We start from the raw sequence: 22,980 nt of genomic DNA, 5'->3' as shown, positions 1-22,980 counted from the left end.
ATCCCCTGCAGGATTCCTCCCCGGAATCCGGCCGCAGGAAGTGGGCTTTATTCATGTGAGAGGCACATCCTGCGTCGATGAACGCGTTCTATTTGGTCCCGGCGGCCTGCGAAAGTTTGCAAGCAGCCCGGTTGATCACCTGACTTTTCTTCGGCGAACCCTTGGGCCAACCGGCGCCGGGGGCCGATATCCGCATGGATACCGCCTGAAAGACCTTTGAAACACATGACTACTTTTGCTGCCCTCGGCACGCCCAAGGCCCTCGCCGACACCCTCACCGCCCAGGGAATCGTTGAACCGTTCCCCATCCAGGTCAAGACCCTCCCGGACACCCTGGCCGGACGCGACGTCCTGGGCCGCGGCCGCACCGGCTCCGGCAAGACCATCGCCTTCGCCATCCCGCTGGTGGCACGGCTCGCTGAGCGGGAAGCCGCGCACTTCCGCAAGCCCGGCCGTCCCATGGGCCTGGTACTGGCGCCCACCCGCGAGCTGGCCACCCAGATCAACGCGACCATCGAGCCGATGGCCAAGGCCATGGGCCTGACCACCACCGTCATTTTCGGCGGCATCTCCCAGGCCCGCCAGGAAAAGGCGCTGCGCTCCGGCGTCGACATCGTCATCGCCTGCCCGGGCCGCCTGGAGGACCTGATCCGCCAGCGCATCGTGACCCTCGAAGCCGTCGAGATCACCGTCCTGGACGAGGCAGACCACATGGCCGACCTCGGCTTCCTCCCGGTGGTCAAGAAGCTTATGGACATGACCCCCAGCCAGGGCCAGCGCCTGCTCTTCTCCGCCACCCTGGACAACGGCGTGGACAAGATCGTGCAGCGCTACCTGTCCAACCCGCTGACCCACGCCGTGGACGAGTCGCAGGCTGCGGTGACCACCATGGAGCACCACGTCCTCGTCGTCAACGACCAGACGGTCAAGAAGCAGCTGATCGTCGAGCTCGCCTCGGGCGCCGGCCGCCGGGTGCTCTTTATGCGCACCAAGCACCACGCCCGCAAGCTCGCCAAGACCCTGACCGACGCCGGCATCCCCGCCGTCGACCTGCACGGCAACCTCTCGCAGAACGCCCGTGACCGCAACCTGGCCGAGTTCTCCTCCGGCGAGGTCCGCGTCCTGGTCGCCACCGACGTCGCCGCCCGCGGCGTCCACGTCGACGACGTCGAGCTGGTCATCCACGTGGATCCGCCCACCGAGCACAAGGCGTACCTGCACCGCTCGGGCCGCACCGCCCGCGCCGGTTCCGACGGCACCGTGGTCACGCTGACCCTGCCGGAGCAGCAGTCCGACGTCAAGAAGCTCATGAAGGCTGCCGGCGTCGAGGTCAACTTCGAGCGCGTCACCGCCAACTCGCCGCTGGTTGCCGAGCTGGTGGGCGAGATGGCCGAGAAGATCGATCCGCGCACCCGCGCCGCACTGCTGGCCACCAAGGCCAAGCAGCAGGGCGGCGGCACCTCCACGGGTGCCAACGCCGAGCGCAAGCGCGCCCGCCGCACCACTCAGGCTGCACCCACCGCGGGTGGCCGGGGCGGCCGTGGCGGACGCGGACGCGTTTCCGCAGAGGCCCCCCGCACGGATCTGCCGCGCGCCGAACGCCGTGCCGTGGCTTATGAAGGCCAGGCCGCTGCCCGCAACGCCGCCGAGCGCGTCGCCGAAAAGAACCAGGACCGGGCCGACGCCGAGCGCGCCGAGCGCCGCAACGCCCGGGGCCGTGGCCGCACCACTGCCTACGCGCACCACAACGATGTCCCCGCCGCCGGCGGCCGCGCCTCGGCCGGCCGTGGCTCCGACGGCCGCGCAGCTGATGGCCGCAGCGACGCCCGCGGCGGCTCCGCACCCCGCACGGGCGCACCCCGCTCCGGTAGCGCACCCCGCTCCGGTAGCGCACCCCGCTCCGGCGCCTCTACCGGCGGCCAGCGCGGCGGACGCCCGGCCACCGGCCAGCGCGCAGCGGCAGGTGCCAAGTCCGGCGGTTCCGCAGCCGTCTGGTCCTCCAACACCGGCGGCACTTCCGGCGGATCCTACGCAGGCGGCGGCAACGGCCGCTCCGGCGAAGGCCGTCCGGCACGCAGCGGCGGCCCCCGCCGCGCGTCGGCCCCGGCGTCGAACGAACGCCGCAGCCGCTAAGGTTCCGGCTTTCCGCTACGCAAACGGACGGCCGCTACGGGGATCCCCGTAGCAGCCGTCCGAAAACGTAGCGCCAGTCTGAAATCGCAGCGCCAGCTACCAGCCGCGGGTGCGCCACTCTTCCAGGTGCGGGCGTTCCGCGCCTAGGGTGGTCGGCTTCCCGTGGCCCGGGTGCACCACGGTGTCATCCGGGTACACGTCGAACAGCCGTTCGCTCACGTCGCTGAGCAGCTGGGCGAACCGCGCCGGATCCTGCTGCGTGTTGCCCACACCTCCCGGAAACAGCGAGTCGCCGGAGAAGATGTGCGCCGGGCCCTCCGGGTCCTGGTACACCAAGGCCACCGACCCCGGGGTATGCCCGCGCAGGTGCACCGCCGTCACGTCGAACCCGTCGAAGTTGCCGACGTCGCCGTGATCCAGCAGCACATCGACTTTCACCGGCAGTTCCGGGGCGTCATCCGTCCCGGCCGCCGTCCTGGCGCCGGTGGCTTCCACCAGACCCGGCAGCGCACGGACGTGGTCCCAATGCTGGTGGGTGGTGGCAATCAGCGTCAGCTTCGGCGTCGCGGCCGTATCAGCGGCGGCGTCGGCCAGCAGCCCCTGGATGGCGGCCAGATCATCGGCCGCATCGATCAGGAGCTGCGCGCCGGATGCCTTAGCGGTGAGCAGATACACGTTATTGTCCATCTCGCTGACCGAAATCCGGCGGATGGTGATGTCACGAAGTGAATGAATAAGTGAGTCCATGGGCTTCAGTCTAGGACGGGCTATTCGCGGCCCTGCGAGACCCAGTTCGGGTCCGCCGACCGGGAGCCGACGACGGCGTCCGCGGCGGCGTCGAGCCTCTCCAGTTGCGCCGGGGTCAGGTCGAGCGAGAGGGCGCCGAGGTTTTCATCGATCCGGGCCGCCTTGCGGGTTCCGGGGATGGGGACCACCGGGAGCCCCAGCTTGCGGCCCTGGGCGAGCAGCCACGCCAGCGCCACCTGGGCCGGCGTCGCGGCGTGGCCGGGGCTGCTGAGCTCCGCGGCGACAGCCTGGACCGCGGCGACCACGGCCTGGTTGGCGTCCAGCGCGGTCTCGGCGAAGCGCGGGATGTTGCGGCGGAAGTCGTTGCTGCCCAGCTTCGAGGCGTCGACCGTGCCGGTGAGGAATCCCCGGCCCAGCGGCGAGTAGGGCACAAAACCCACGCCCAGTTCGGCGGCGGCAGGAACAACGTTGCGTTCCACGTCGCGGCTCCAGATCGACCATTCGCTCTGGACTGCGGCGATCGGGTGGACGCTGCTGGCCTCCCGCAGTTCCTCGGCCGTCACTTCAGACAGGCCAAGGTGCCGGACTTTCCCGGCCTGCACCAGCTCCGCCATGGCCTCCACGGTTTCCACTATCGGAACGCGGAGGTCGCGGCGGTGCATGTAGTACAGGTCGATGGTGTCGGTGCCGAGGCGCTGCAGGCTGCGGTCCACGGCCTGCTTCACGTAGGCGGCGTCGCCGCGGATGTCCGAGTAGCCGGTGGACGGGGTTCCCACCAGGCCGAACTTGGTGGCCAGCTGCACCTCGCCGCGGCGGTCCTTGAGCAGCCTGGCGATCAGCTCCTCGTTGCTGCCGCCGCCGTAGATGTCCGCCGTGTCGATGAAGCTTACGCCCGCGTCCACGGCATGGTGCAGGGTGGCCAGGGCCTCGGCCGGATCCACGTCGCCGTAGACCGGGGTCAGGGCCATGCCGCCGAACCCCAGCGGGCTGACACTGAGGCCGTCGCCGAGCTGGACTGTTGCTGAAGTCATCTTTGATCTCCTATCGCTGTTTTCTAGCCGCAACCCGTGTCCGCTCCGGTGTATTCCAACGCTCCCGCCCAGTTGTTGCCTGCGGGCAGGCCTGAGCCGCGGCGTGTCGCCCCGGATTACCCCGCGGGGCACGCATCAACTGGGCGGGAGCGTCCGGGATGCCGCGGATGCCCCGGCCGGCAGGAGCTTCAGTCCGGCAGCGCAGGCCACGATCCCGGCAATAAACAGCAGTTTCAGCGGACTCGCGGGCTCGACGCCGGTCGCCATCGCCCAGCCGACCGTCAGGGCCGCGCCGATTCCCACCCAGACGGCGTAGGCGGTGCCCAGCGGGATACGCTTCACGGCCACGCCCAGTCCGGCCAGGCTCAGGGCCGCGGCCACGGCGAACACGGCGGTGGGTCCTGGGCGGGTGAAGCCGTCGGACAGCCCCAGGGCCGTGGCCCAGACAGCCTCCAGGACCGCGGAGGCCAGCAGGATGAGCCAGGCCAGCGTCGTTCGCGGCGTCCTGGCCCCTGTTCCCTGCCCGCCGTTCGCAGCCATGCTCACGCCACCAGCTTCAGGCCGGCCACACACGCGACAATTCCGCCGAGCAGCAGGATCCGTCCAGCCGTGGCGGGCTCAGCTTTGGTAATCATGGCGTACACCGCGGTCAGGACGACGCCGACACCCACCCAGACGGCGTAGGCGGTGCCGGTGGGAATGCTTTGCATCGCGACGGCCAGGCCGCCGGTACTGGCCAGCACGGCGACGAGGAAGACTGCGGCCGGCAGGAGGCGACGGCGTCCGCGGGCCTGGGACGCGCGGTGCAACGCCGCAGCCCAGACAGCCTCCAGCGCTCCGGAAAATATGAGGATGATCCACGACATAACAGCTCCTGTGGCCAGTCTTGTCGCGTGCCGGGTACTGAACCGTCGTCCGGAGGCCGCGAAGCAGGCGGCCTTGATTCCAGCCTAGCAACGGGCCGACGTCGGCGGCCAGCCCGGGCGAACCCCCGTCGCGCCTTCCCCTCCCGCCAGGTCCGTCTATTGCTCCACAACGGCCGTTTTGAGGGCGCATAACGGCACTTGTGGAGCAGCCGATGGGATTCTTGGAGGGTTGGAGGGTTGGAGAGTGTTCGAGGGGCCGTGGCCGGTGGACTAGCCTGCGGCGCTCTCCCCGCCGGGATCCGCTGAATCGGCCGGATCGACCGGATCGATGGACACGACGGCGAGGAAGCCGCGACCCAGGATTTCCGGGGTGTCGCTATCGGAACCGACGACGGCGTCGTACCGGCCGAGCGGCTGGGGCACCGCGGTGCCGGCGTCGCCACCGCCGCCCGCACCCGCGGCGTCGCCCCCGCTGACAGTGGCCTGGCCCTGCAGCAGGATGCCGAACTGGCCGGCAAAGACCGGGTGGGCGCGCTTCTTGGAGAGTTCGATGATGGACGTGTAGCCCTTGAAAACACCCGTGCGCGCGATGACGTTCAGGTCCCGGATGTCGCCGGTGGGCAGGGCGCCCGCAGCGTCCGCGTCGCCGGAGAACCGGAACGGGCGGTACTTTTCCAGCGGATGCTCGGCGCCGTCCACGGTGAGGAGCAGCAACTCTCCGTCGACCACGGTCAGCACCCGCTCCATCCCGGCAAAACGGGAGAACGCGCCCGCCCGCGCCACCTCGGCGATGCTGACGCGCCAGTCCCAGTTTCCGTCCTCGGCCGCGGCGCCCCGCCCGGCGGCCGCTGCCGGGAACCTGGCCAGTTCGCGGGTCGACCCGCCGCCGTTGCGCCAGGGGACGGGCTTGAGCTCGGCATAGCGGATGATCTCCATCAACCCAGCCTAGCCGCCGCCGCAGGACCCCGGGGCAGCCCCGGCACCGGGCCCAATGGACGTAACCTCGGCGCGGCCGCGACGGGCTTGCTAACGTCGAAGCAGCGAAAAACTGCGGAAGGAGCCGGAATGTTCGTCAAGGTGTGTGGCCTCAGCACCACTGAATCGGTGCAGGCCGCGGTCGACGCCGGGGCTGATGCCCTCGGTTTCGTGCTGACCCGCAGCCCGCGCGAGGTGGCCCCGGACAGGGTTCGTGAGCTGCTCTCCGCGGTGCCGGCCGGGCTTCCCGCCGTCGGCGTCTTCCGGCACGAGGCGGCCGCGGACGCCGTCGCCGTGGCACGCGACGCCGGGTTGGAGTGGGTCCAGCTGCACGGCGACCGCACCGCGGATGATGTGCGCACGGTGCACGACGCCGGCCTGAAGGTCATCAGGGCCGTCACCATGTCCGCGGCGCGGGAGGCGTTTGCGGACTGGGGTGAGGAGCTGCTGCTCATCGACGCCGCGGTGCCCGGCTCCGGGGAAGCCTGGGACTACGCCTCGGTCCGTGCGCTGGGGCTCGAGGGCCGGAACTGGCTGCTGGCCGGCGGGCTGGACCCGGAAAACGTGGCCGAAGCCGCCGCCGCAGCTGGCGCCTGGGGAGTGGACGTCTCCTCCGGCGTCGAGCAATCCCGCGGCGTCAAGGACCTGGCGAAAATCCGGGCCTTCGTGCGGGCAGCCAAAGGGCTCTGACCGGCACCCGGCGGCGGCGCGCCGGAGCCAGCCCCGATCCGGCGGACGCACCTACCGCCGCGATGGCTTCCTCGTTAGCATGCTTCATGGGGGTCCCGAATCCCGCCGGGAACGCCCGAAACCTATCCGAAGGAGAAACGGCCATGACCCTGCCCGAAGGATTGACCCCCGGCGTCTGGACGCTGGACATGTCCCACAGTGAAGTCGGCTTCAGCGTCCGACATGCCGGGATCAGCAAAGTCAGGGGCCGCTTCAACGAGGCCTCGGCGGAGGCGCGTGTCCGGGATTCCCTGGCAGATGCCAGCCTGCACGCCACGATCAGGACCGCCAGCTTCGACTCCGGCGACGCCAACCGCGACGGCCACGTGCGCGGGCCGGACTTTTTCGACGTCGAGAACTTTCCCGAGATGACCTTCCGTGCCACGTCCCTCCGGGGCGACGGCGAGGACTACGTACTGACCGGCGACCTCACCATCCGCGGCGTCACCAAGCCGGTGGAGCTGGAAGTCGAGTACACCGGCGTCGCCGTGGACCCCTTTGGCGCGACCCGGGCCGGGTTCAGCGCCGAAGCCGACATCAGCCGCAAGGAATTCGGCCTGACCTGGAACGCCGCCTTGGAAGCCGGGGGACTACTGGTCAGCGACAAGGTCAAGATCAACGTCGAAGCGGCCATGGTCAAGCAAGCCGCTACCGAGCCCGCCTGACCTCCAGGGCCGCCCTGACGGGCCGGGCCGGGACGTGCGCCCGGCCGGGCCCGGAATCAGGGGTTGATCAGGGCAAACCCCTGATCCGAATTGGCGGCGCGCGCGAGACAATGGAGCCATGAAGACACTGCTGAACATCATCTGGCTGCTTTTCGGCGGCCTCTGGCTGGCGATCGGATACTTCCTCGCCGGCATCGTCTGCTGCCTGCTGGTCATCACCATTCCGTGGGGGCTCGCCTCGTTCCGGATCGCGTCCTACACCCTGTGGCCGTTCGGCCGGATGGTGGTGGACAAGCCCGGCGGAAACGGCGTCTTCACCTTGCTGGGCAACGTCATCTGGCTCCTGGTGGCCGGCATCTGGATCGCGATCGGCCACGTCGTGACCGCGTTTGCGATGGCCATCACCATCATCGGCATCCCGCTGGCCATCGCCAACCTCAAGCTCATCCCGGTGTCCCTGATGCCGCTGGGCAAGCAGATCGTGCCCACCGACCGGCCTTTTGCCGGCAGCTACCGCTAGGTCCAGCCCGGGCGCAGCACCCCACGAAGTCGAGGGAGAAGCAATGCCAGAGTCACGAGTCCCGGAGGCAGTGCCCAGCGACGATGAACTGATGCTGGTCATCACCCGCGAGTTCCAGGTCCCGATCACGGCGGTCTGGTCCGCCCTGACCGACCCCGAGCAGGCGCCCGCGTGGTGGGGGCCGCGCGGCTTCCACACCCCGCGGGAGAGTATCGACGCCGACCTGGAAATCGGCGGACTGTACCGCGCCTGCATGATCCAGGACGCCACCGGGCAGCAGTACTGGTGGAGTGGGGTCCACACGGACATCGAACCGCCCAACCTGTTAACCTTCACCCACGCCTGGGACAAGACGGACGGCACGCGCGGCTTCGAGACCGAGGTGGCGTTCCAGCTGGAGGAGATCGACGGCGGCACCCGGATGACGTTCACGCAGGGCCCCTTCGACACGGCGGAGAACCGGGACAGCAACGGCACGGGCTGGCGGGAGTCCTTCGACCGCCTCACCGAGCACCTCCGCCGCGGAACCTAGGGCGACTCCGCGCCGACCGACCGCATCAGGCGAGTTCGGCCTGCAGGTTCCGCCGTGCCGCGTCCTGCCACAGTTCGCGGCCCCGCGGCGTATGGAAGAGCGGGTCCAGCTCCAGCAGCTGGCGCACGACGGCGGCGCGCCCGGCGGCGAAATCGGCGTCGCCAATGTGCGCGAAGTCTTGCCGGACGGCCGCGAGGTAACGGGCGTACGCCGCCGGCTCGCCGCCCAGGACGGAAAGGTCGGCGTCGCTGAGCAGGGCCGCGGGCTCGTCGCCAGGATCCGGCCGGTGGTCCGCCGTCATCCGGACCAGCCGGGCGACCTCGTCGACCTCGCCAGCAGGCAGCTCCGCATGCTGTAGGCGCTCCTCGGCCAGCCGGGCCGACTCCTCCTCGTCCTCACCGGCGATGCCGCGGTAGACGGCGTCGTGGAACCAGGCCGCGAGCAGCACGGCCCGCGGCGGAGGCGCCGGGGCAGTCAGCCGGTCCAAGGCCTCCAGCACGGCGAGCAGGTGGGTGCGGCCGTGGTACTTCCGGTGCTCCTCGCCCCAGCGGTCCAGCAGGTCGAGGAAGAGCGCATCGTGGCCGGGGAGGACCTCGTTCCAGCGGGTCAGCAGCGGCAGTTTCAACGATCCGTTGCGCCGCCGGGCAGGAATCCGCAGGCCGCTTTCGATCAGCTTTCGGACCAGGACCCGGCCCTCGACGGGGATGGCGCCGGCGGCCACGAGTGCCTCCAAGCGGGCCTCGGCCACGTCGTAATGGTCGCCGTCGAACGCCCGCTCCGGGATACCCGCCGCCCGTGCGAAGGCGTGCAGTTCCTCCAGCGAGCTGTCCGAGATGAGATGCGAAAAGTGTGTTCCTTGGGCGGGCCAGAGCGGCGGATCAAGGTAGACGGCCATGCAGGAAGTCTACGAGGCGGCCGGCAGAATGTTCTGGTTGCCCCGGAAGACGTTCCCCGGATCGAAGTCCCGCTTCACCCGGGCCAGCCGGTCATAGTTGTCCTCGCCGAAGGCGGCCCGGACGCGGTCCGTACCCTCGTCTCCGACGAAGTTCAGCCAGACGCCGCCGTTGGCATAGGGGGCGATGTCCTGGCGGAACCTTTTCACCCACGCCTTGGCCTCCTGGCCGCCCTCCCGTGTCTCCTCGATGCCGAAGGGATGCGTGACCCACTTGGCCCCGCGGTTCCGCAGCGGGGTCTTGGCCGCGGCGGGTCCGGCCACGGCGCCGCCCCAGCGTGCCACCAGTTGCTGTGAATGCGGGCCGGGAAGGTGCCGCGCCGAGTCCACGATCACGTCCAGCGCGTCGTCCGGCAGCTCGTCGTGGTAATCGGCACTCCAGTAGTTGTAGAGGTTGGGCGGGTCGTCGATCATGCACTGGAAGTCGGCGTAATTCATGTCGCCCACCAGGTCCACAGCCGGCCCGAGCTCACGGAACGGCGCCGCATGCTCCGCGCCGGCAGCCGGCTCGCCCGCGTAGAGATAGGCGAGGCCTACGGCTTGTTTGCCCTTCATTTCCTCCGGCACAAAGGGTTCCGGCGGCGCCGTCAGGTATACCAGGGCGCTGCCGACGGCGTCCGGCGCGGCCAGCGAGAGGTCCCGGTAGGCGCGCGCGAGATCCGCGGACGCGGCCCCGGGCCAGAGCATGAGTCCGGCCTGGACCGTGGGGCCCAGGTCATGCAGCCGGAAAGTAAAGCCTGTTGCGACGCCGAAGTTGCCGCCGCCGCCGTGCAGCGCCCAGAACAGTTCGGGGTTTTCCCGGGCGCTGGCGGTGACGCGTTCACCGGCCGCCGTCACGAGGTCCACCGAGAGCAGGTTGTCGCAGGCGAAGCCGTAGGAGCGCTCCAGCCACCCGGAGCCGCCGCCGAGGGTGAATCCGGCCACGCCGGTGGTGGAGGCCCGGCCGCCGGTGCTGGCCAGGCCGTGTTCCTGGGTGGCGCGGTCGAATTCGCCCCAGGTGACGCCTGCCCCCACCGTCACGGTCTTGTTGTCCGGGTCCACCGTGATGGACTTCATCGGGCGGACGTCCACCACCAGCCCGTCGTCGTTGGTGGACATGCCGGCCACGGAGTGCCCGCCGGCCCGGACCGCGACGGCGAGTTTGTTGGCCCCGGCGTAGGCGAGGGCGTCCGCGACGTCGGCCGCGTCCGCGCATTGTGCGATCACGGCCGGTCGGCGGTCGATCATCGCGTTGAAGAGTTTTCGAGTTTCGTCATAGTCCGTGCTGTCCGGCCTGACCCATTTCATGGCAGTGCTCCCTAGCCGACCGCGGCTCCGCCCCACCCCAAAATCGTACGGCTGATGTGCCCCGCGGGGCTACGGCGGTCGGCATCACCGCGCCGGGCGGTAGCCGCCGGAAATGAGGACCAATAAGGCCCTGGTCTCCGCAAATGCGGCTTATAGTGTCCATATGCCTAGTTTCCGCGTCTCCGAAGCCGCCCGCTTCCTTGGCGTCAGCGACGACACCGTCCGCCGCTGGACCGAGAACGGAAGCCTCACGCCGCTCAAGGATGAGTCGGGTCGGCTCACTGTGGACGGGCTCGAGCTGGCCAGGATGGCCCGGGAGCAGGCGAAACTGCCCGAGGACCCTGCCCGCGCCGGGAGTTCGGCCCGGAACCGCTTCGTCGGACTGGTCACCGCCATCACCGCCGACACCGTCATGGCCCAGGTGGAGCTGCAGTGCGGCCCGTTCCGGGTGGTGTCGCTGATGAGCAGCGAGGCCGTCCGCGAACTCGGCCTGGAGCTGGGCTCCGTGGCCACCGCCGTCGTCAAAGCCACCACGGTGATCATCGAAAGCCCGCATGGGAAGGCCCTGGTATGAGCCGGCTCCGAACAGCCGCCGCGCTGGTGCTGGCGGGAGCCCTCGCGGCCGGCGCGGCGGGCTGCGCCGCCCCAGGGGGGACCGCCGGGTCGGCCGGATCGGACCAGAAGCTGACGGTGTTCGCGGCCGCCTCGCTCAAGGCGCCCTTCACGGCGCTCGCCCGCGACTTTGAGGCCGGCCACCCCGGGACGAAGGTCGCGCTGAGCTTTGCCGGGTCCGCCAACCTCGCCACCCAGCTCAGCCAGGGCGCGCCCGCGGACGTGTTCGCCTCCGCGGACCTGAAGAACATGGCCAAAATTGCCGACGCCGGGCTGGTGGAGGGCGATCCCCGGAACTTCGCCAGCAACGTCCTGGCCATCGCCGTGCCGCCGGCCAACCCCGCGGACATCGGCTCGTTCGCCGACCTGGCCAGGCCCGGGGTCAAAACGGTGGTCTGCGCGGCCCAGGTCCCGTGCGGCGCGGCCGCCAAGTCGATCGAGGGCAGGACCGGCGTCACCCTGACGCCGGTCAGCGAGGAATCCTCCGTGACGGACGTGCTCGGCAAGGTCACCTCGGGCGAGGCCGACGCCGGGCTCGTCTACGTTACGGACGTCCGGGCCGCCGGGGGCAAGGTCAAGGGAATCGCCTTCCCCGAGTCGGCCGCTGCCGTGAACCACTATCCGATCGCCGCGGTCAAGACCAGCAAAAACGCGGAGCTGGCGGCGGCCTTCATCTCGCTGGTCGCCGGAACCGGGGGCCGCAAGGTCCTCGCCGACGCTGGCTTCGGCAGCCCGTGACGCGGCACGGCTATAGCGGCATTCCGCGCTGGGTGCTGGCCGTCGCCGCGGCCGGGGCGCTGTTCGTCCTGCTGCCGGTCGCCGCCATGGTCGCCAGGGTCGACTGGCCGCACTTCGTCCCGCTCATCACCTCCGAGGCGTCGCTCACCGCGCTGGCGCTCAGCCTGCGCACGGCGGCGGCGAGCACCGTGCTCTGCGTGCTGTTCGGCGTGCCGCTGGCCCTGGTGCTGGCCCGGGGCGAATTCCGCGGCCTGCGGCTGCTGCGCTCCTTCGTGCTGCTGCCGCTGGTGCTGCCGCCGGTGGTGGGCGGCATTGCGCTGCTCTACACCTTCGGCCGGCAGGGCCTGCTGGGCCGCAGCCTCGAGGTGGCCGGCATCCAGATCGCGTTCTCGACGACGGCGGTGGTGCTCGCCCAGACCTTCGTCGCGCTGCCCTTCCTCGTGGTGAGCCTCGAGGGGGCACTGCGCTCCGCCGGCAGCCGGTACGAGGCCGTGGCGGCGACCCTCGGTGCGCGGCCCACCACGGTGCTGCGCCGCGTCACCGTGCCGCTGGTGCTGCCCGGTCTGGCCTCCGGTGCCGTCCTCTCCTTCGCCCGCAGCCTCGGCGAATTCGGCGCCACCCTCACCTTCGCCGGCAGTCTGCAGGGCGTCACCCGCACCCTGCCGCTGGAAATCTACCTGCAGCGTGAGACCGACGCCGACGCCGCCGTCGCGCTGTCGCTGCTGCTCGTCGCGGTGGCGGTCGTCGTCGTCGGGCTCAGCTACCGGGGGCCGTCAGGCGCCGGCCGCCGCGCGGCAGGCCCTATGCGCGGCGAGCAGGGACGCTCATGACGTTCACGCTCGACGCCGCCGTTGCCGCCCGCGGTTTTGACGTCTCGCTCAGCCTGGGCCAAGGGGAGACGGTCGCGGTGCTCGGCCCGAACGGGGCCGGAAAGTCCACGCTGCTCTCCGTCGTCGCCGGCCTGCTCCGCCCCGACACCGGCCGGGCCACGGTGGACGGGCGCAACCTCTTTGAGCTCGGGCCGGGCCGGAACGCCTGGACCGCGCCGCACCGCCGCGGCACCGCCCTGCTGGCCCAGGAACCGCTGCTGTTCCCGCACCTGACCGCCCTCGACAACGTGGCGTTCGGCCCGCGCAGCGCCGGGGCCGGCTGGGCCCAGGCGCGGGAAACGGCCCGGCACTGGCTCGCCGAGGTCGACGCGGCGGACCTGGCCGGCCGGCGCCCCGGCGAACTCTCCGGCGGCCAGGCCCAGCGGGTGGCCGTGGCCCGGGCGCTCGCCGCCGACCCGCAGCTGCTGTTGCTCGACGAACCGATGGCCGCCCTCGACGTCCACGCGGCCCCGCTGCTGCGGCGCCTGCTGAAACGGGTCCTGGCCGGCCGAAGCGCCATCATCGTCACGCACGATGTCCTGGACGCCTACATGCTCGCCGACCGCGTGATCGTGCTGGAGGAGGGCCGGATCACCGAGGACGGCCCCACCCGGGAGGTGCTCCAACGGCCCCGGAGCCGCTTCGCCGCCGGCCTGGCCGGGCTGAACCTCGTCGCGGGCACCATCACCCCGGCCGGGCTCCGGACGGCCGCGGGCCAGGAATTCGCTGGCCGGCACGAGGATCCGCCGGTGCCCGGCCAGAGCGGCGTGGCGGCGTTCCCGCCGTCGGCCGTCTCCGTCTTCCTTTCCGAAGCGCACGGCAGCCCGCGCAATTCCTTCCCGGTGACGGTCACCGACCTGGAACCGCACGGCGACCAGATCCGGGTCCGGGCCGGGGACCTGGCCGCGGACGTCACTCCCGCCGCGTCGGCGGACCTCGGCCTGGCGCCGGGGGTGGGCGTGTACTTCGTGGTCAAGGCGGCCTCCGTGGCGGTCTACCCGGCGTAAGGCGCCGCGGCTTCGTGGCGGCTCCCGCCGGCGGGCGCCCAGGCTTCTGCAGTCCGGCCGGCGTGCTGCAGTGGCGGCTCCCGCCGGCGGGCGCCGAGGCTTCTGCAGTCCGGCCGCGGGTGCCGCTGCGGTAACGGCCGGGCGCGCGGCGGGCCTAGGGTGGAGAGAGGCCCCGCCCGCAACCAGGAGGAAACTCGTGCACGAAAACTCAGCCCCAGCCCCCGGACAGACCGCACTGGTGGTCGGAGCCAGCGGCATCGCCGGCTCCGCCCTCGTCGCCTCCCTCGCAGCGACAGGCTGGGACGTGCTGGCCCTGTCCCGCGGCGGCGCTGCACGCCCCGGGGCACGCCCGATCAGCGCGGATCTCGGGTCACCGGAGAGCCTTGCCGCAGCGCTGGCCGGCGAACGCCCGACGCACGTGTTCTTTACCGCGTGGTCGCGCCAGGACACGGAACGGGAAAACATCGAGGTCAACGCCGCGCTGCTGCGGAACCTGCTCAACGCGCTGCAGGACAGCCCGGTGAAACACGTCGCCCTGATGACCGGGCTGAAACATTATCTTGGCCCGTTCGAGGCCTACGCCGCGGGCGAAATGCCGGACACGCCTTTCCACGAAGAGGAACCCCGGCTGCCGGTTCCGAACTTTTACTACGCCCAGGAGGATGAACTGTGGGCCGCGGCGGAGCGCCAGGGATTCAGCTGGTCAGTCCACCGCGCCCACACGGTGATCGGCCACGCCGTGGGCAACGCCATGAACATGGGGCTCACCCTCGCGGTGCAGGCGTCGATCTGCAAAGAGCTGGGGTTGCCGTTCATCTTCCCCGGTTCCGAGACGCAGTGGAACAGCCTCACCGACATGACCGACAGCGGGCTGCTGGCCGACCACATGGTCTGGGCAGCCACGGCGGAAACGGCCGGCGACCAGGCCTACAACATTGTCAACGGCGACGTCTTCCGCTGGCGCTGGATGTGGCCGCGCCTGGCCGCCTATTTCGGCGTCGAGGCCGTCGGGTTCGAGAAGGAACCCCGGCCGCTGGAAGAGCAGATGCGGGGCATGGAAACGGTGTGGTCGGACCTGGCCGCCCGGCACGGGCTCGCCGAGGCGGACCTCGGCCGCGTCTCCTCGTGGTGGCACACCGACGGCGACCTGGGCCGCAACATCGAGGTGCTGGCCGACATGAGCAAGAGCCGCCTCGCGGGCTTCACCGGCTACCGCCGGACCCTGGACTCCTTCACGGACCTGTTCGACAGCCTCCGGGCGGACCGGCTGATCCCGTAACTGCCAGCGGGGAAGTTCCTGCCGGTTGGCTGCTGAGGCTGGTTGCTGCCGCTGGTTGGGCGGGGCCGGCCCCTGCTTCGTGGGCGGCCCCGGATGCGGGCCTGGTTACTCGGTCTTGGTTTCCTTGTCCTTGCTGCCCTGGTCCTTGTTCCGCACCGGGTGCTGGCTGACGATGGATACGCGGTTGAAGGCATTCATCGTGATCGCCAGCCAGCTGATGGCGGAGAACTCGACGTCGGAAAGGTGCCTGCGCGCCCGGCCGCCCTCGCGCTCGCGGGCCTCGGCGTCGGAGATGTTGGTGATCGCCTCGGCCAGGGTCAGCGCGGCACGTTCCTTTTCGCTGAAAAGGGTGGTGTCGCGCCAGGCCGGGAGTACCGCCAGACGCTGGGCCGACTCCCCGTTTTTGACCGCGTCGCGAACGTGCAGGTCGAGGCAGAACGCGCAGCCGTTGATCTGCGAGATGCGGACGTTCAGCAGCTCGACCAGCGTCTGGTCCAGCCCGGCCTCGTCAGCGGCTTCCTTGGCTTTTAGGCCCAGGCCGTTGAGCGCGCGCCATGCGGCGGGGTGCGCCTTATCCAGGAAAACGCTGCGGGTGCCGTGCTCCGGGCTTGAAGTCTCATCCATGGGTCCCAGCGTACAGAGGTCCGGAAGGCTCCGCGCCTCCCTAATATGACAAAGCTGTCAAATGTGTGACAGGATTTACACGTAGCAGTATTCGATCCGGTGGTCGGTTCCTTGGGGGAGTCGACCGCCGGATCGCTTCTTTGTCCGGGTCTTCCTGTTTGGGGCATGACCATCGCCGGGCGCCAGGGAAGCGCATGTCCATTCCTCGTTGGCCCGCTCCCCGGGGACATGCCCAGTTCCAGTGGCCAAGGTTGGGCATGCCGGCGACGTGCCCATCGGCCAAGGTCAGCGCGGCGCATGTCCCCTCTTCGTCGTAGACCCGCGCCCCGGGGACATGCCCAGTTCCGGTGTCCGAGGGTGGGCATAGGGGTGATATGCCCATCGGCCAAGGTCAGCGGGGCGCATGTCCAATCTTCGTTGCCAGTCGTCATGCATTCCTTAAGTGCGGCCAGCCTGATGTGGCCACTGGCGGCGTGTGCTGCCTCCGCTCGCCGTCGGGAAGACGCGGCTTCACCCGCGGAGTCCGCGGGCCACGGGCATGCCCATTCTTCGTTCGGCGGGGGAAGGAGCATGCTCAGTCCACGCCCGGTCGGTGGACATAGTCGGATTATGGCCACTGGTCGGCGCCAGGGGAGGGCATGTCCCGCGTTGCGGGCTCCAGAAGGGGGAGCATGTCCAGTGGTCCGCGCCAAGGGAGGGCATGTCCTGCGGTACGTCAAGCCGGGAACCTGCCCGCGGGGGACTCCGGCCCTAGACAGCAGTTTCGCCGTGGGCAAACATGGAGCCAAAGGGGCCAAATCCAAAGTTGAGCGAGCTAGACTCAACTTTGACGACAGTCTTTATCCCGGAAGGAGCTCTCTTTGGACGCCAAATTCACCACCAAGAGCCAGGAGGCTCTTTCGGCAGCAGCCATGAACGCCTCGACGGCCGGAAACCCGCAGCTGGAGCCGGCGCACCTGCTCAAGGCGCTCATGGACCAGCGCGAGGGGGTCGCCGTCGCGCTTCTCCGCGCCACCGGCACCGATCCGGATGCTGTCAGCGTCCAGGCCAGCTCCGCCATCAAGTCCCTGCCGTCCACCTCGGGCAGCTCAGTACAGCAGGCCCAGCTCTCCCGCACCGCCATGCAGGCCATCAAGAACGCCCAGAACGAGGCGGAACGGCTCGGGGACACCTTCGTCTCCACCGAGCACCTGCTGCTGGGCCTCGCCTCCGGCAACGACGACGTCGGCCGGCTGCTCCGCGACGCCGGTGCCTCGCACGAGGCGCTGCTCGCAGCCCTCCCCGGGGTCCGCGGTGACCGCAAGGTGGACAACGCCGACCCCGAGAACACCTTCCAGGCGCTGGAGAAGTTCGGCACCGACCTGACCGCGATCGCGCGCTCCGGCAAGCTGGACCCGGTGATCGGGCGCGACGCCGAGATCCGCCGCATCATCCAGGTCCTCAGCCGCCGCACCAAGAACAACCCGGTGATCATCGGCGAGCCCGGCGTCGGCAAGACCGCCGTCGTCGAAGGCCTGGCCCAGCGGATCGTGGCCGGCGACGTGCCGGAGAGCCTGCGCGGCAAGACCCTGATCGCCCTGGACCTGGCCTCGATGGTGGCGGGCGCCAAGTACCGCGGCGAATTCGAGGAGCGGCTCAAGGCAGTGCTGGAGGAGATCAAGAACTCCGAGGGCCAGATCGTCACCTTCATCGACGAGCTGCACACCGTGGTGGGCGCCGGCGCGTCCGGGGACAGCTCGATGGACGCCGGCAACATGCTCAAGCCCATGCTCGCCCGCGGTGAACTCCGGCTGATCGGCGCCACCACGCTGGACGAGTACCGCGAGAACATCGAAAAGGACCCGGCCCTGGAGCGCCGCTTCCAGCAGGTCTTTGTCGGCGAACCGAGCGTGGATGACACCATCGGCATCCTGCGCGGGCTCAAGGAACGCTACGAGGCACACCACAAGGTCTCCATCTCCGACTCCGCCCTGGTGGCCGCCGCGACCCTGTCCAACCGGTACATCTCCGGCCGGCAGCTGCCGGACAAGGCGATCGACCTCGTGGACGAGGCCGCTTCCCGGCTGCGGATGGAGATCGATTCCGCCCCCGAGGAGATTGACCAGTTGCGCCGCCAGGTGGACCGGCTGACCATGGAGGAGCTGGCCCTGGCCGGCGAGACCGATCCGGCCTCGGAGGAACGCCTCGCTGCCCTGCGCGCGGACATGGCGGACAAGAAGGAGGCGCTCGCGGCCCTGAACGCCCGCTGGGAGGCCGAGAAGGCGGGCCTTAACCGGGCCGGCGACCTGCGCGCCAAGCTGGACGAGCTGCGGTCAATGGAGGAAAAGGCCGAGCGCGAGGGCGACCTTGAGACGGCGTCCCGGATCCTCTACGGCGAGATCCCGGCGCTGGAGCGTGAGCTCAAGGCCGCGGCGGAGGCCGAGGCGGCCGTGCCGGACAAGTCCGGGCAGATGGTGGCCGACGAGGTCACCGCGGACGACATCGCCGAGGTAATTTCCGCCTGGACCGGCATCCCGGCCGGGCGCATGCTGCAGGGCGAGAGCCAGAAGCTGCTGGAAATGGAGCACGTCCTGGGCGAGCGGCTGATCGGCCAGACCAAGGCCGTCACCGCGGTGTCCGACGCCGTGCGCCGTGCCCGCGCCGGCATCAGCGACCCCAACCGGCCCACCGGGTCCTTCCTCTTCCTGGGCCCCACCGGCGTCGGCAAAACGGAGCTCGCCAAGTCGCTCGCGGACTTCCTCTTCGACGACGAACGCGCGATGGTGCGGATCGACATGTCCGAGTACTCGGAGAAGCACTCCGTGGCGCGGCTGGTCGGGGCGCCTCCGGGCTACGTGGGCTACGAGGAGGGCGGCCAGCTGACCGAGGCCGTCCGGCGTCGTCCGTATTCGGTGCTGCTGGTCGACGAGGTGGAAAAGGCGCACCCGGAGGTCTTTGACATCCTCCTCCAGGTGCTCGACGACGGCCGCCTCACCGACGGCCAGGGCCGCACCGTGGACTTCCGCAACGTGATCCTGGTCCTGACCTCCAACCTGGGCAGCCAGTTCCTCGTGGACCCCAACCTGGACGCCGCCGCCAAGCGGGACGCGGTCATGGCCACGGTGCACGCCTCCTTCAAGCCCGAATTCCTGAACCGGCTCGACGAGGTGGTGCTGTTCGACCCGCTGACCGTGGAGGAACTCGCCGAGATCGTGGAGCTGCAGGTCAAGGAGCTGGGCGAACGGCTCAAGGGCCGCCGCCTGACCCTGGAAGTGTCCGAAGGGGCCCGGGCGTGGCTGGCCGTCACCGGCTTCGACCCCGCCTACGGCGCCCGGCCGCTGCGCCGCCTGGTGCAGCGGGAGATCGGCGACCGGCTTGCCAAGGCCATCCTCGCCGGCGACATCGCCGACGGCGACACAGTGCTCGTGGACACCGCCCCGGACCTGATGGAACTCACCATGGGCGGGACCGAGGCTTCGGTGCGGCCCGACGGCGGGGCCTCCTCCGGCAGCGGGCTCTCGGTCCGCCGCAAGGAGTAACCGCCGCCAACGCCCCGGGGGCTACGGGGGCTGCCAGGGGCTGCCAGCCGCACGACACGGGCTGGCAGCCCCTTGTGCTGTGCTGCCGAGGCGGGCTGCCTGGAGGCGGGCCGCTCGTCAGTCCAGGCAGAGGCAGAACGGGTGGCCAGCCGGGTCCAGGAAGACCCGGAAGGTGGTCCCCGGCTGATGCTCGTGCTTCCTAGCGCCCAACTCCAGGGCCGCGGCCTCGGCGGCGTCGAGGTCATCGACGACGAAGTCGAGGTGCATCTGCTGCGGGACCTCCTGGCCGGGCCACTGCGGCGGGGTATAGGACTCGACCCTCTGGAAGCTCAGCGAATCGCCGTAGTCGGCGCGGATGGAGCACCAGTCGTCGTCGTCCTGCTCCACCTTCCAATCCAGCAGGGCGCCGTAGAACTCGGCCAGGGACTTGGGATCAGGGCAGTCGAGTACAACCACCGGGAAGCGTGCGATAGCCATGGCCACACTCTAGGACCATTTCCGGCGGATCGCACCGGCCGCGCGCCGCCAGCCGTTGCCGGCCCGCTACTGATCCTGTTTCCGGCGCGCCATCTCGGTAATCCAGACGGGCGCGAACGGGGACGTGCAGTTCGGCGGAGTCGGGTAGTCCTTCAGCACCTCGAGGCGTTCACCGATGCCGATGGCCCGGGCGCGGTGCTCTGCGTGCTCGATCCCGATCTGGGCGAGGCAGTGGTTCATCGCCCACTGCAGGCGGTCCGGCGCGACTTTCATCTCCGCCTCGATGACATCGAGCAGTCCCGGGAGGTCCAGCCCTTCAGGTTTCTTCGCCACTCGCTCGGTGGTCAGCGCCCAGCCCGCACTCGCCACGACGGGGTCCGGATCGGCGGACCAGAGCAGGCGCAGGTCCTCGGCGTGCGGGTTCGCCTTGACCACATAGTTCAGCAGCCAGTCGTGTACCTTGGGGATGCGCGCCTGGCGCATCACGAGGTCCAGGTCATCGCGCTCGAACGCCTTTGGCCGGCAGACCAGTGTCGCCAGCAGTCTCGCCGCAGTGTCCCCGGTCGCCCAGAGCTGGCGCGCGAGGTCCTGCTGCGTCTTCAACCGCTTCGCGAGGGCGCGCAGCTTGCCCAGGTTCACGCCGTGGTCGTCGCCGTGTTTCTCGTTGATGCGGCGTGCCTTCGGGTCCTCAAGCCCGGCCAGCTCCGCCATCACCTGGGCGAGTGTCGTGTCGGTCAAAGCCGTTCCTCCTGTCCGTCAGAGCCGGGGGATCAGGGATTCCTTGATGACGTTGCCGCCGTCGGCCACAAAGTAGCAGTCCACCCGCCGGTCGCCGGCGCCCCAACTGGAGGAGCTGGGGTAGGCCAGCTTGTAGCTGAACTGGTAGTTGCCGGATTTGTCGGTGAGCTGGGCCGCCTTGCAGGTGTCCAGCGCCTTCTGCTTCAGCGGGTCGCGGCCCGGGTAGGAGTCCGACGCAGCGTAGTTGTCCACGGCCACCAGCTGCGCTGAGTGCCCGGTATCGCAGGCGACGACGGTGGAAGCCTGGGCGTTCGCGTCGAAGTCCTTGAAGCAGTCGCCCAGCTGGAAGTCCATCGGGTTGACGCCTTCCAGCGGCAGCGGGCCGCGGCTTGCCGGCGCCGCGGACGAAGCTGCGGCCGCCGGGGCCGGGGAGGTGCCGGCCTGCGGCTGTTGCTTTGCGGTTCCCAGCGCGGTCAGCCACCAGATCACCAACCCCAGCACGACGACGGCGGCCAGCGCGGCGCCGACCTTCGCCAGTCCCAGCCGGTAAGCACCGGCCCACACGGCACGGCCGAACCGCCGGGCAGCGGCCAACAGCCTGCCACCCAGCCGCCGGGCGCGGGGACCGAGTTGCGCGGTCTTGAGCTGCGCCGCCTGGGCGGACAGCAGCTTGCCCAGTTGGGAGGCGCCGGACGTGGTCTTGCGGTTGCGGCTTTTGGTCGCGGTGCTTCCGCCGGCACCGGCCGACGGCGACTCCGCGGTTTCTGGCCCCGTCGCGGTGGCCTGCCCTGCAGGGCGCTCCGCTGCGTCGCCGCGCGGGACCAGCGGCACCGCAGAGGTCGGCGGCGCCGTCGGCCGCGGCGGAATACGTACGGAAGAGGGGACGCGCGCCGGAGGGGCCGGGACCGGCCGCTCGCCGGCGTCGTTCGCGGGGGAAACCTCAGGCATTCCGGCATCGCCGCGCCTGGCGTTCTCGTCGCTCACAGGCTTTTCGGTCACTCGGGAATTCACCTCTTCCGTGCATATTTGCCGGGGCTGGACGTCCGGCTCGGGGACCCGCTTCCGGGAGCCCATCAAGAGACTCTATCGAAGTTGCGCGCTGAGCCGCATGCGGTGGCGCCCAGGCCGGGTGCGCGGGCCGGGCGCGGCGTGAGGTACGACTCCGCCCACAGGCGCCCGGGCGGCAAGCAGTCATAGCCGAAAGCATGTAATCTAGGTGTACGACAAATTGACCAAACATTCCGGGGCCTCACTAACGCCAATGGTGACCACCTCCGGTCCGAGTACAAAAGGGGGTCACGCCATGGGGCGCGGCCGTCAAAAGGCAAAAGCTACCAAGCAGGCTCGGGATATTAAGTACTATTCCCCGAACACTGACTACACTGCGCTTCAGCGTGAGCTCAAGAGCTCTGAGGGTCGTGCACCGAGTCGTTTTTCGAGTGAGCCGGTTGAGCCGGACTATTCGGCCTACGTGGATAAGTACGCGGACGATGTGGAAGAGGACGACGACGAGGTAAATTCCCGTCGGATCGGTTAGTCGACACTTCATCCGGTAAGTCCCTCTCGAGCGGACTGCCCATCACATGATTTTGGCCCGTCGGCCATGCCCTGTCTGGGGTGTGCCCGGCGGGTTTTTTGCGTCCGCCCGCCCCGCCCCCTCCCCGCCGTAGCCCAGCCCCGCCGGACCCCGTCCCAGCCCCCCTCCCCGCCGTTTCGACGGTTCCGCGCCCGCTCGATGTTTGTGAACGCCGTGTGGGCAGGGAACCGTCTAAACGGCGGGCGTGGACCGGTTGCTGGGTCCCGCGCCGGGGGATAACTTGGGGTTGCCGGGGTGTCCGGCGTTTCTCTTCGAAGGGACTTCCATGGCCATTCGTTCAGGGTATGTCGAGGGCGAGGCCTGCTGGGCCGACCTCCAGACGTCGGATGTGGCAGCCGCCAAGGACTTCTACGCGGAGATCTTCGGCTGGCGGTACGAGGACTTGCCCACCCCGGATGGCCGTAGCTACGCCAAGGCGTTCCTGGGCGAGGAGCTGGTGACGGTCATTGCGCCGCTGAACCCGCACCAGCTGCAGGCCGGTGCGCCGGGCCGGTGGAACGTCTATTTCGCCGCCGACGACGCCGCTGGGCTCGCCGCCGGAGTGCCGCACGCCGGCGGGACGCTGGAGTTCGGCCCGGAGGCCGTGGCGGACACCGGCGTGATGGTCTTTTTCGCCCCGCCCGGCGGAGGCACCACGGGCGTGTGGCAGGCGGGCACCCATTTCGGCGCGGCACGGAGCGAGGAGCCTGGCGCTTTGGCCTGGGTGGAGCTGCTCACGCCCCAGCCGCAGGCCGCCGTCGGGTTCTTTCAGCAGCTGTTCCGCCACGAAGTGACGGAGTACCCGCAGGACGACGGCGGAACCTACACGACCCTGATGGTGGACGGCGCCGAGGTGGCCGGGATCGCCACGGTCCCCGCGGCCGAGCGCAACCTCGAACCGGGCTGGCAGGTGTATTTCGGCGTCTCAAGCGTGGCCGAGGCCGTCGCCGCCGCGCGCGCGGCCGGCGGCGTCGTCCTCGTGGAACCGGAGGCCGACGACGAGGCCGGTACCGTTGTCACGCTCCGGGACCCGCAGGGCGGCGTGTTCAGCATTCTGGAGGTTTAAAGGGATCGAGTGCTCCATAAGTGCCGTTTTGCGGGTTCT

Annotated in this window: 24 protein-coding genes and 1 riboswitch; of the genes, 13 read left to right on the top strand and 11 right to left on the bottom strand. The window is 69.9% G+C overall.

The features are described 5' to 3' along the window. The first annotated feature begins 225 nt into the window (after window positions 1–225). A complete protein-coding gene (locus tag AC1MBE_RS08190; protein WP_479782290.1) occupies window positions 226–2,133 on the top strand; it encodes a DEAD/DEAH box helicase in 1,908 nt (635 codons plus the stop codon). A 96-nt stretch (window positions 2,134–2,229) separates the two neighbouring features. Here AC1MBE_RS08190 and AC1MBE_RS08185 read toward each other — a convergent pair whose 3' ends face one another. From AC1MBE_RS08185 to AC1MBE_RS08165, 5 genes are all read right to left on the bottom strand, one after another. After that, the gene (locus tag AC1MBE_RS08185; protein WP_479782288.1) at window positions 2,230–2,880 is read right to left on the bottom strand and encodes an MBL fold metallo-hydrolase; all 651 of its coding nucleotides are present in this window, start codon (window positions 2,878–2,880) and stop codon (window positions 2,230–2,232) included. A gap of 20 nt (window positions 2,881–2,900) precedes the next feature. Next, entirely contained in the window at window positions 2,901–3,911 is a 1,011-nt protein-coding gene (locus tag AC1MBE_RS08180) for an aldo/keto reductase (protein ID WP_479782286.1), read from the bottom strand. Between the two features lie 135 nt (window positions 3,912–4,046). Continuing rightward, a complete protein-coding gene (locus AC1MBE_RS08175; RefSeq protein ID WP_479782529.1) occupies window positions 4,047–4,451 on the bottom strand; it encodes a DMT family transporter in 405 nt (134 codons plus the stop codon). Window positions 4,452–4,453: 2 nt separating this feature from the next. Next, window positions 4,454–4,777 carry a DMT family transporter gene (locus AC1MBE_RS08170; RefSeq protein ID WP_479782284.1) on the bottom strand — a complete coding sequence of 108 codons (324 nt, stop codon included), beginning with the start codon at window positions 4,775–4,777 and terminating at the stop codon, window positions 4,454–4,456. Window positions 4,778–4,786: 9 nt separating this feature from the next. After that, window positions 4,787–4,854, bottom strand: a riboswitch (guanidine-III (ykkC-III) riboswitch). Between the two features lie 193 nt (window positions 4,855–5,047). Further along, complete coding sequence (locus AC1MBE_RS08165; RefSeq protein WP_479782282.1) at window positions 5,048–5,713, bottom strand: HutD/Ves family protein; 666 nt, start codon at window positions 5,711–5,713, stop codon at window positions 5,048–5,050. Between the two features lie 129 nt (window positions 5,714–5,842). Between AC1MBE_RS08165 and AC1MBE_RS08160 the strand changes: the two genes are divergently transcribed. The 4 genes from AC1MBE_RS08160 to AC1MBE_RS08145 all read left to right on the top strand — a co-directional run bounded on the left by AC1MBE_RS08160 (window position 5,843) and on the right by AC1MBE_RS08145 (window position 8,198). Then, the gene (locus tag AC1MBE_RS08160) at window positions 5,843–6,442 is read left to right on the top strand and encodes a phosphoribosylanthranilate isomerase (RefSeq protein ID WP_479782280.1); all 600 of its coding nucleotides are present in this window, start codon (window positions 5,843–5,845) and stop codon (window positions 6,440–6,442) included. Window positions 6,443–6,585: 143 nt separating this feature from the next. Then, entirely contained in the window at window positions 6,586–7,146 is a 561-nt protein-coding gene (locus AC1MBE_RS08155; RefSeq protein ID WP_479782278.1) for a YceI family protein, read from the top strand. Between the two features lie 118 nt (window positions 7,147–7,264). Beyond that, window positions 7,265–7,666 (top strand): YccF domain-containing protein, encoded by a 402-nt coding sequence (locus AC1MBE_RS08150; protein ID WP_479782276.1) that lies wholly within the window; start codon window positions 7,265–7,267, stop codon window positions 7,664–7,666. A gap of 43 nt (window positions 7,667–7,709) precedes the next feature. Next, entirely contained in the window at window positions 7,710–8,198 is a 489-nt protein-coding gene (locus AC1MBE_RS08145) for an SRPBCC family protein (protein WP_479782274.1), read from the top strand. A gap of 25 nt (window positions 8,199–8,223) precedes the next feature. On the opposite strand, the gene AC1MBE_RS08140 is transcribed toward AC1MBE_RS08145, so the two are convergent. Together AC1MBE_RS08140 and AC1MBE_RS08135 are read right to left on the bottom strand one after the other, a co-directional pair. Next, on the bottom strand, window positions 8,224–9,093 hold the full coding sequence (locus AC1MBE_RS08140; protein ID WP_479782272.1) for a DUF4031 domain-containing protein: 870 nt from the start codon (window positions 9,091–9,093) through the stop codon (window positions 8,224–8,226). Between the two features lie 9 nt (window positions 9,094–9,102). Continuing rightward, complete coding sequence (locus AC1MBE_RS08135; RefSeq protein WP_479782270.1) at window positions 9,103–10,437, bottom strand: FAD-binding oxidoreductase; 1,335 nt, start codon at window positions 10,435–10,437, stop codon at window positions 9,103–9,105. A 163-nt stretch (window positions 10,438–10,600) separates the two neighbouring features. Between AC1MBE_RS08135 and AC1MBE_RS08130 the strand changes: the two genes are divergently transcribed. The 5 genes from AC1MBE_RS08130 to AC1MBE_RS08110 all read left to right on the top strand — a co-directional run bounded on the left by AC1MBE_RS08130 (window position 10,601) and on the right by AC1MBE_RS08110 (window position 14,942). Next, entirely contained in the window at window positions 10,601–11,011 is a 411-nt protein-coding gene (locus AC1MBE_RS08130; protein ID WP_479782268.1) for a TOBE domain-containing protein, read from the top strand. Continuing rightward, a complete protein-coding gene (gene modA / locus AC1MBE_RS08125) occupies window positions 11,008–11,787 on the top strand; it encodes a molybdate ABC transporter substrate-binding protein (protein WP_479782266.1) in 780 nt (259 codons plus the stop codon). Before AC1MBE_RS08130 ends, modA begins: the two co-directional genes overlap by 4 nt. Next, entirely contained in the window at window positions 11,784–12,617 is an 834-nt protein-coding gene (locus AC1MBE_RS08120) for an ABC transporter permease (protein ID WP_479782264.1), read from the top strand. The genes modA and AC1MBE_RS08120 overlap by 4 nt, the downstream gene beginning before the upstream one ends. Further along, entirely contained in the window at window positions 12,614–13,663 is a 1,050-nt protein-coding gene (locus tag AC1MBE_RS08115; protein ID WP_479782262.1) for a sulfate/molybdate ABC transporter ATP-binding protein, read from the top strand. The genes AC1MBE_RS08120 and AC1MBE_RS08115 overlap by 4 nt, the downstream gene beginning before the upstream one ends. A gap of 196 nt (window positions 13,664–13,859) precedes the next feature. Next, on the top strand, window positions 13,860–14,942 hold the full coding sequence (locus AC1MBE_RS08110; protein WP_479782260.1) for an SDR family oxidoreductase: 1,083 nt from the start codon (window positions 13,860–13,862) through the stop codon (window positions 14,940–14,942). A 105-nt stretch (window positions 14,943–15,047) separates the two neighbouring features. On the opposite strand, the gene AC1MBE_RS08105 is transcribed toward AC1MBE_RS08110, so the two are convergent. Beyond that, window positions 15,048–15,566 (bottom strand): carboxymuconolactone decarboxylase family protein, encoded by a 519-nt coding sequence (locus AC1MBE_RS08105; protein WP_479782258.1) that lies wholly within the window; start codon window positions 15,564–15,566, stop codon window positions 15,048–15,050. Between the two features lie 860 nt (window positions 15,567–16,426). Between AC1MBE_RS08105 and clpB the strand changes: the two genes are divergently transcribed. Next, window positions 16,427–19,084, top strand: coding sequence for an ATP-dependent chaperone ClpB (gene clpB, locus AC1MBE_RS08100; RefSeq protein ID WP_479782256.1), 2,658 nt, complete (start codon window positions 16,427–16,429; stop codon window positions 19,082–19,084). 117 nt (window positions 19,085–19,201) lie between these two features. Here the strand turns inward: clpB and AC1MBE_RS08095 are convergent, their stop codons facing one another. The 3 genes from AC1MBE_RS08095 to AC1MBE_RS08085 all read right to left on the bottom strand — a co-directional run bounded on the left by AC1MBE_RS08095 (window position 19,202) and on the right by AC1MBE_RS08085 (window position 21,298). After that, complete coding sequence (locus AC1MBE_RS08095) at window positions 19,202–19,561, bottom strand: VOC family protein (RefSeq protein ID WP_479782254.1); 360 nt, start codon at window positions 19,559–19,561, stop codon at window positions 19,202–19,204. 66 nt (window positions 19,562–19,627) lie between these two features. Continuing rightward, window positions 19,628–20,272 carry a DNA alkylation repair protein gene (locus tag AC1MBE_RS08090; RefSeq protein WP_479782527.1) on the bottom strand — a complete coding sequence of 215 codons (645 nt, stop codon included), beginning with the start codon at window positions 20,270–20,272 and terminating at the stop codon, window positions 19,628–19,630. Between the two features lie 45 nt (window positions 20,273–20,317). Continuing rightward, window positions 20,318–21,298, bottom strand: coding sequence for a septum formation family protein (locus AC1MBE_RS08085; RefSeq protein WP_479782253.1), 981 nt, complete (start codon window positions 21,296–21,298; stop codon window positions 20,318–20,320). Between the two features lie 304 nt (window positions 21,299–21,602). Here AC1MBE_RS08085 and AC1MBE_RS08080 point away from each other — a divergent pair, with 304 nt between their 5' ends. After that, entirely contained in the window at window positions 21,603–21,836 is a 234-nt protein-coding gene (locus AC1MBE_RS08080) for a DUF3073 domain-containing protein (protein ID WP_479782525.1), read from the top strand. A gap of 325 nt (window positions 21,837–22,161) precedes the next feature. Next, window positions 22,162–22,941, top strand: coding sequence for a VOC family protein (locus AC1MBE_RS08075; RefSeq protein ID WP_479782250.1), 780 nt, complete (start codon window positions 22,162–22,164; stop codon window positions 22,939–22,941). The last annotated feature ends 39 nt before the right edge of the window (window positions 22,942–22,980 follow it).

Source organism: Arthrobacter sp. BG5, assembly GCF_056680155.1.
Note: the sequence above shows the minus strand (reverse complement) of the source record. Positions and strands in the feature narration are given on the sequence as shown.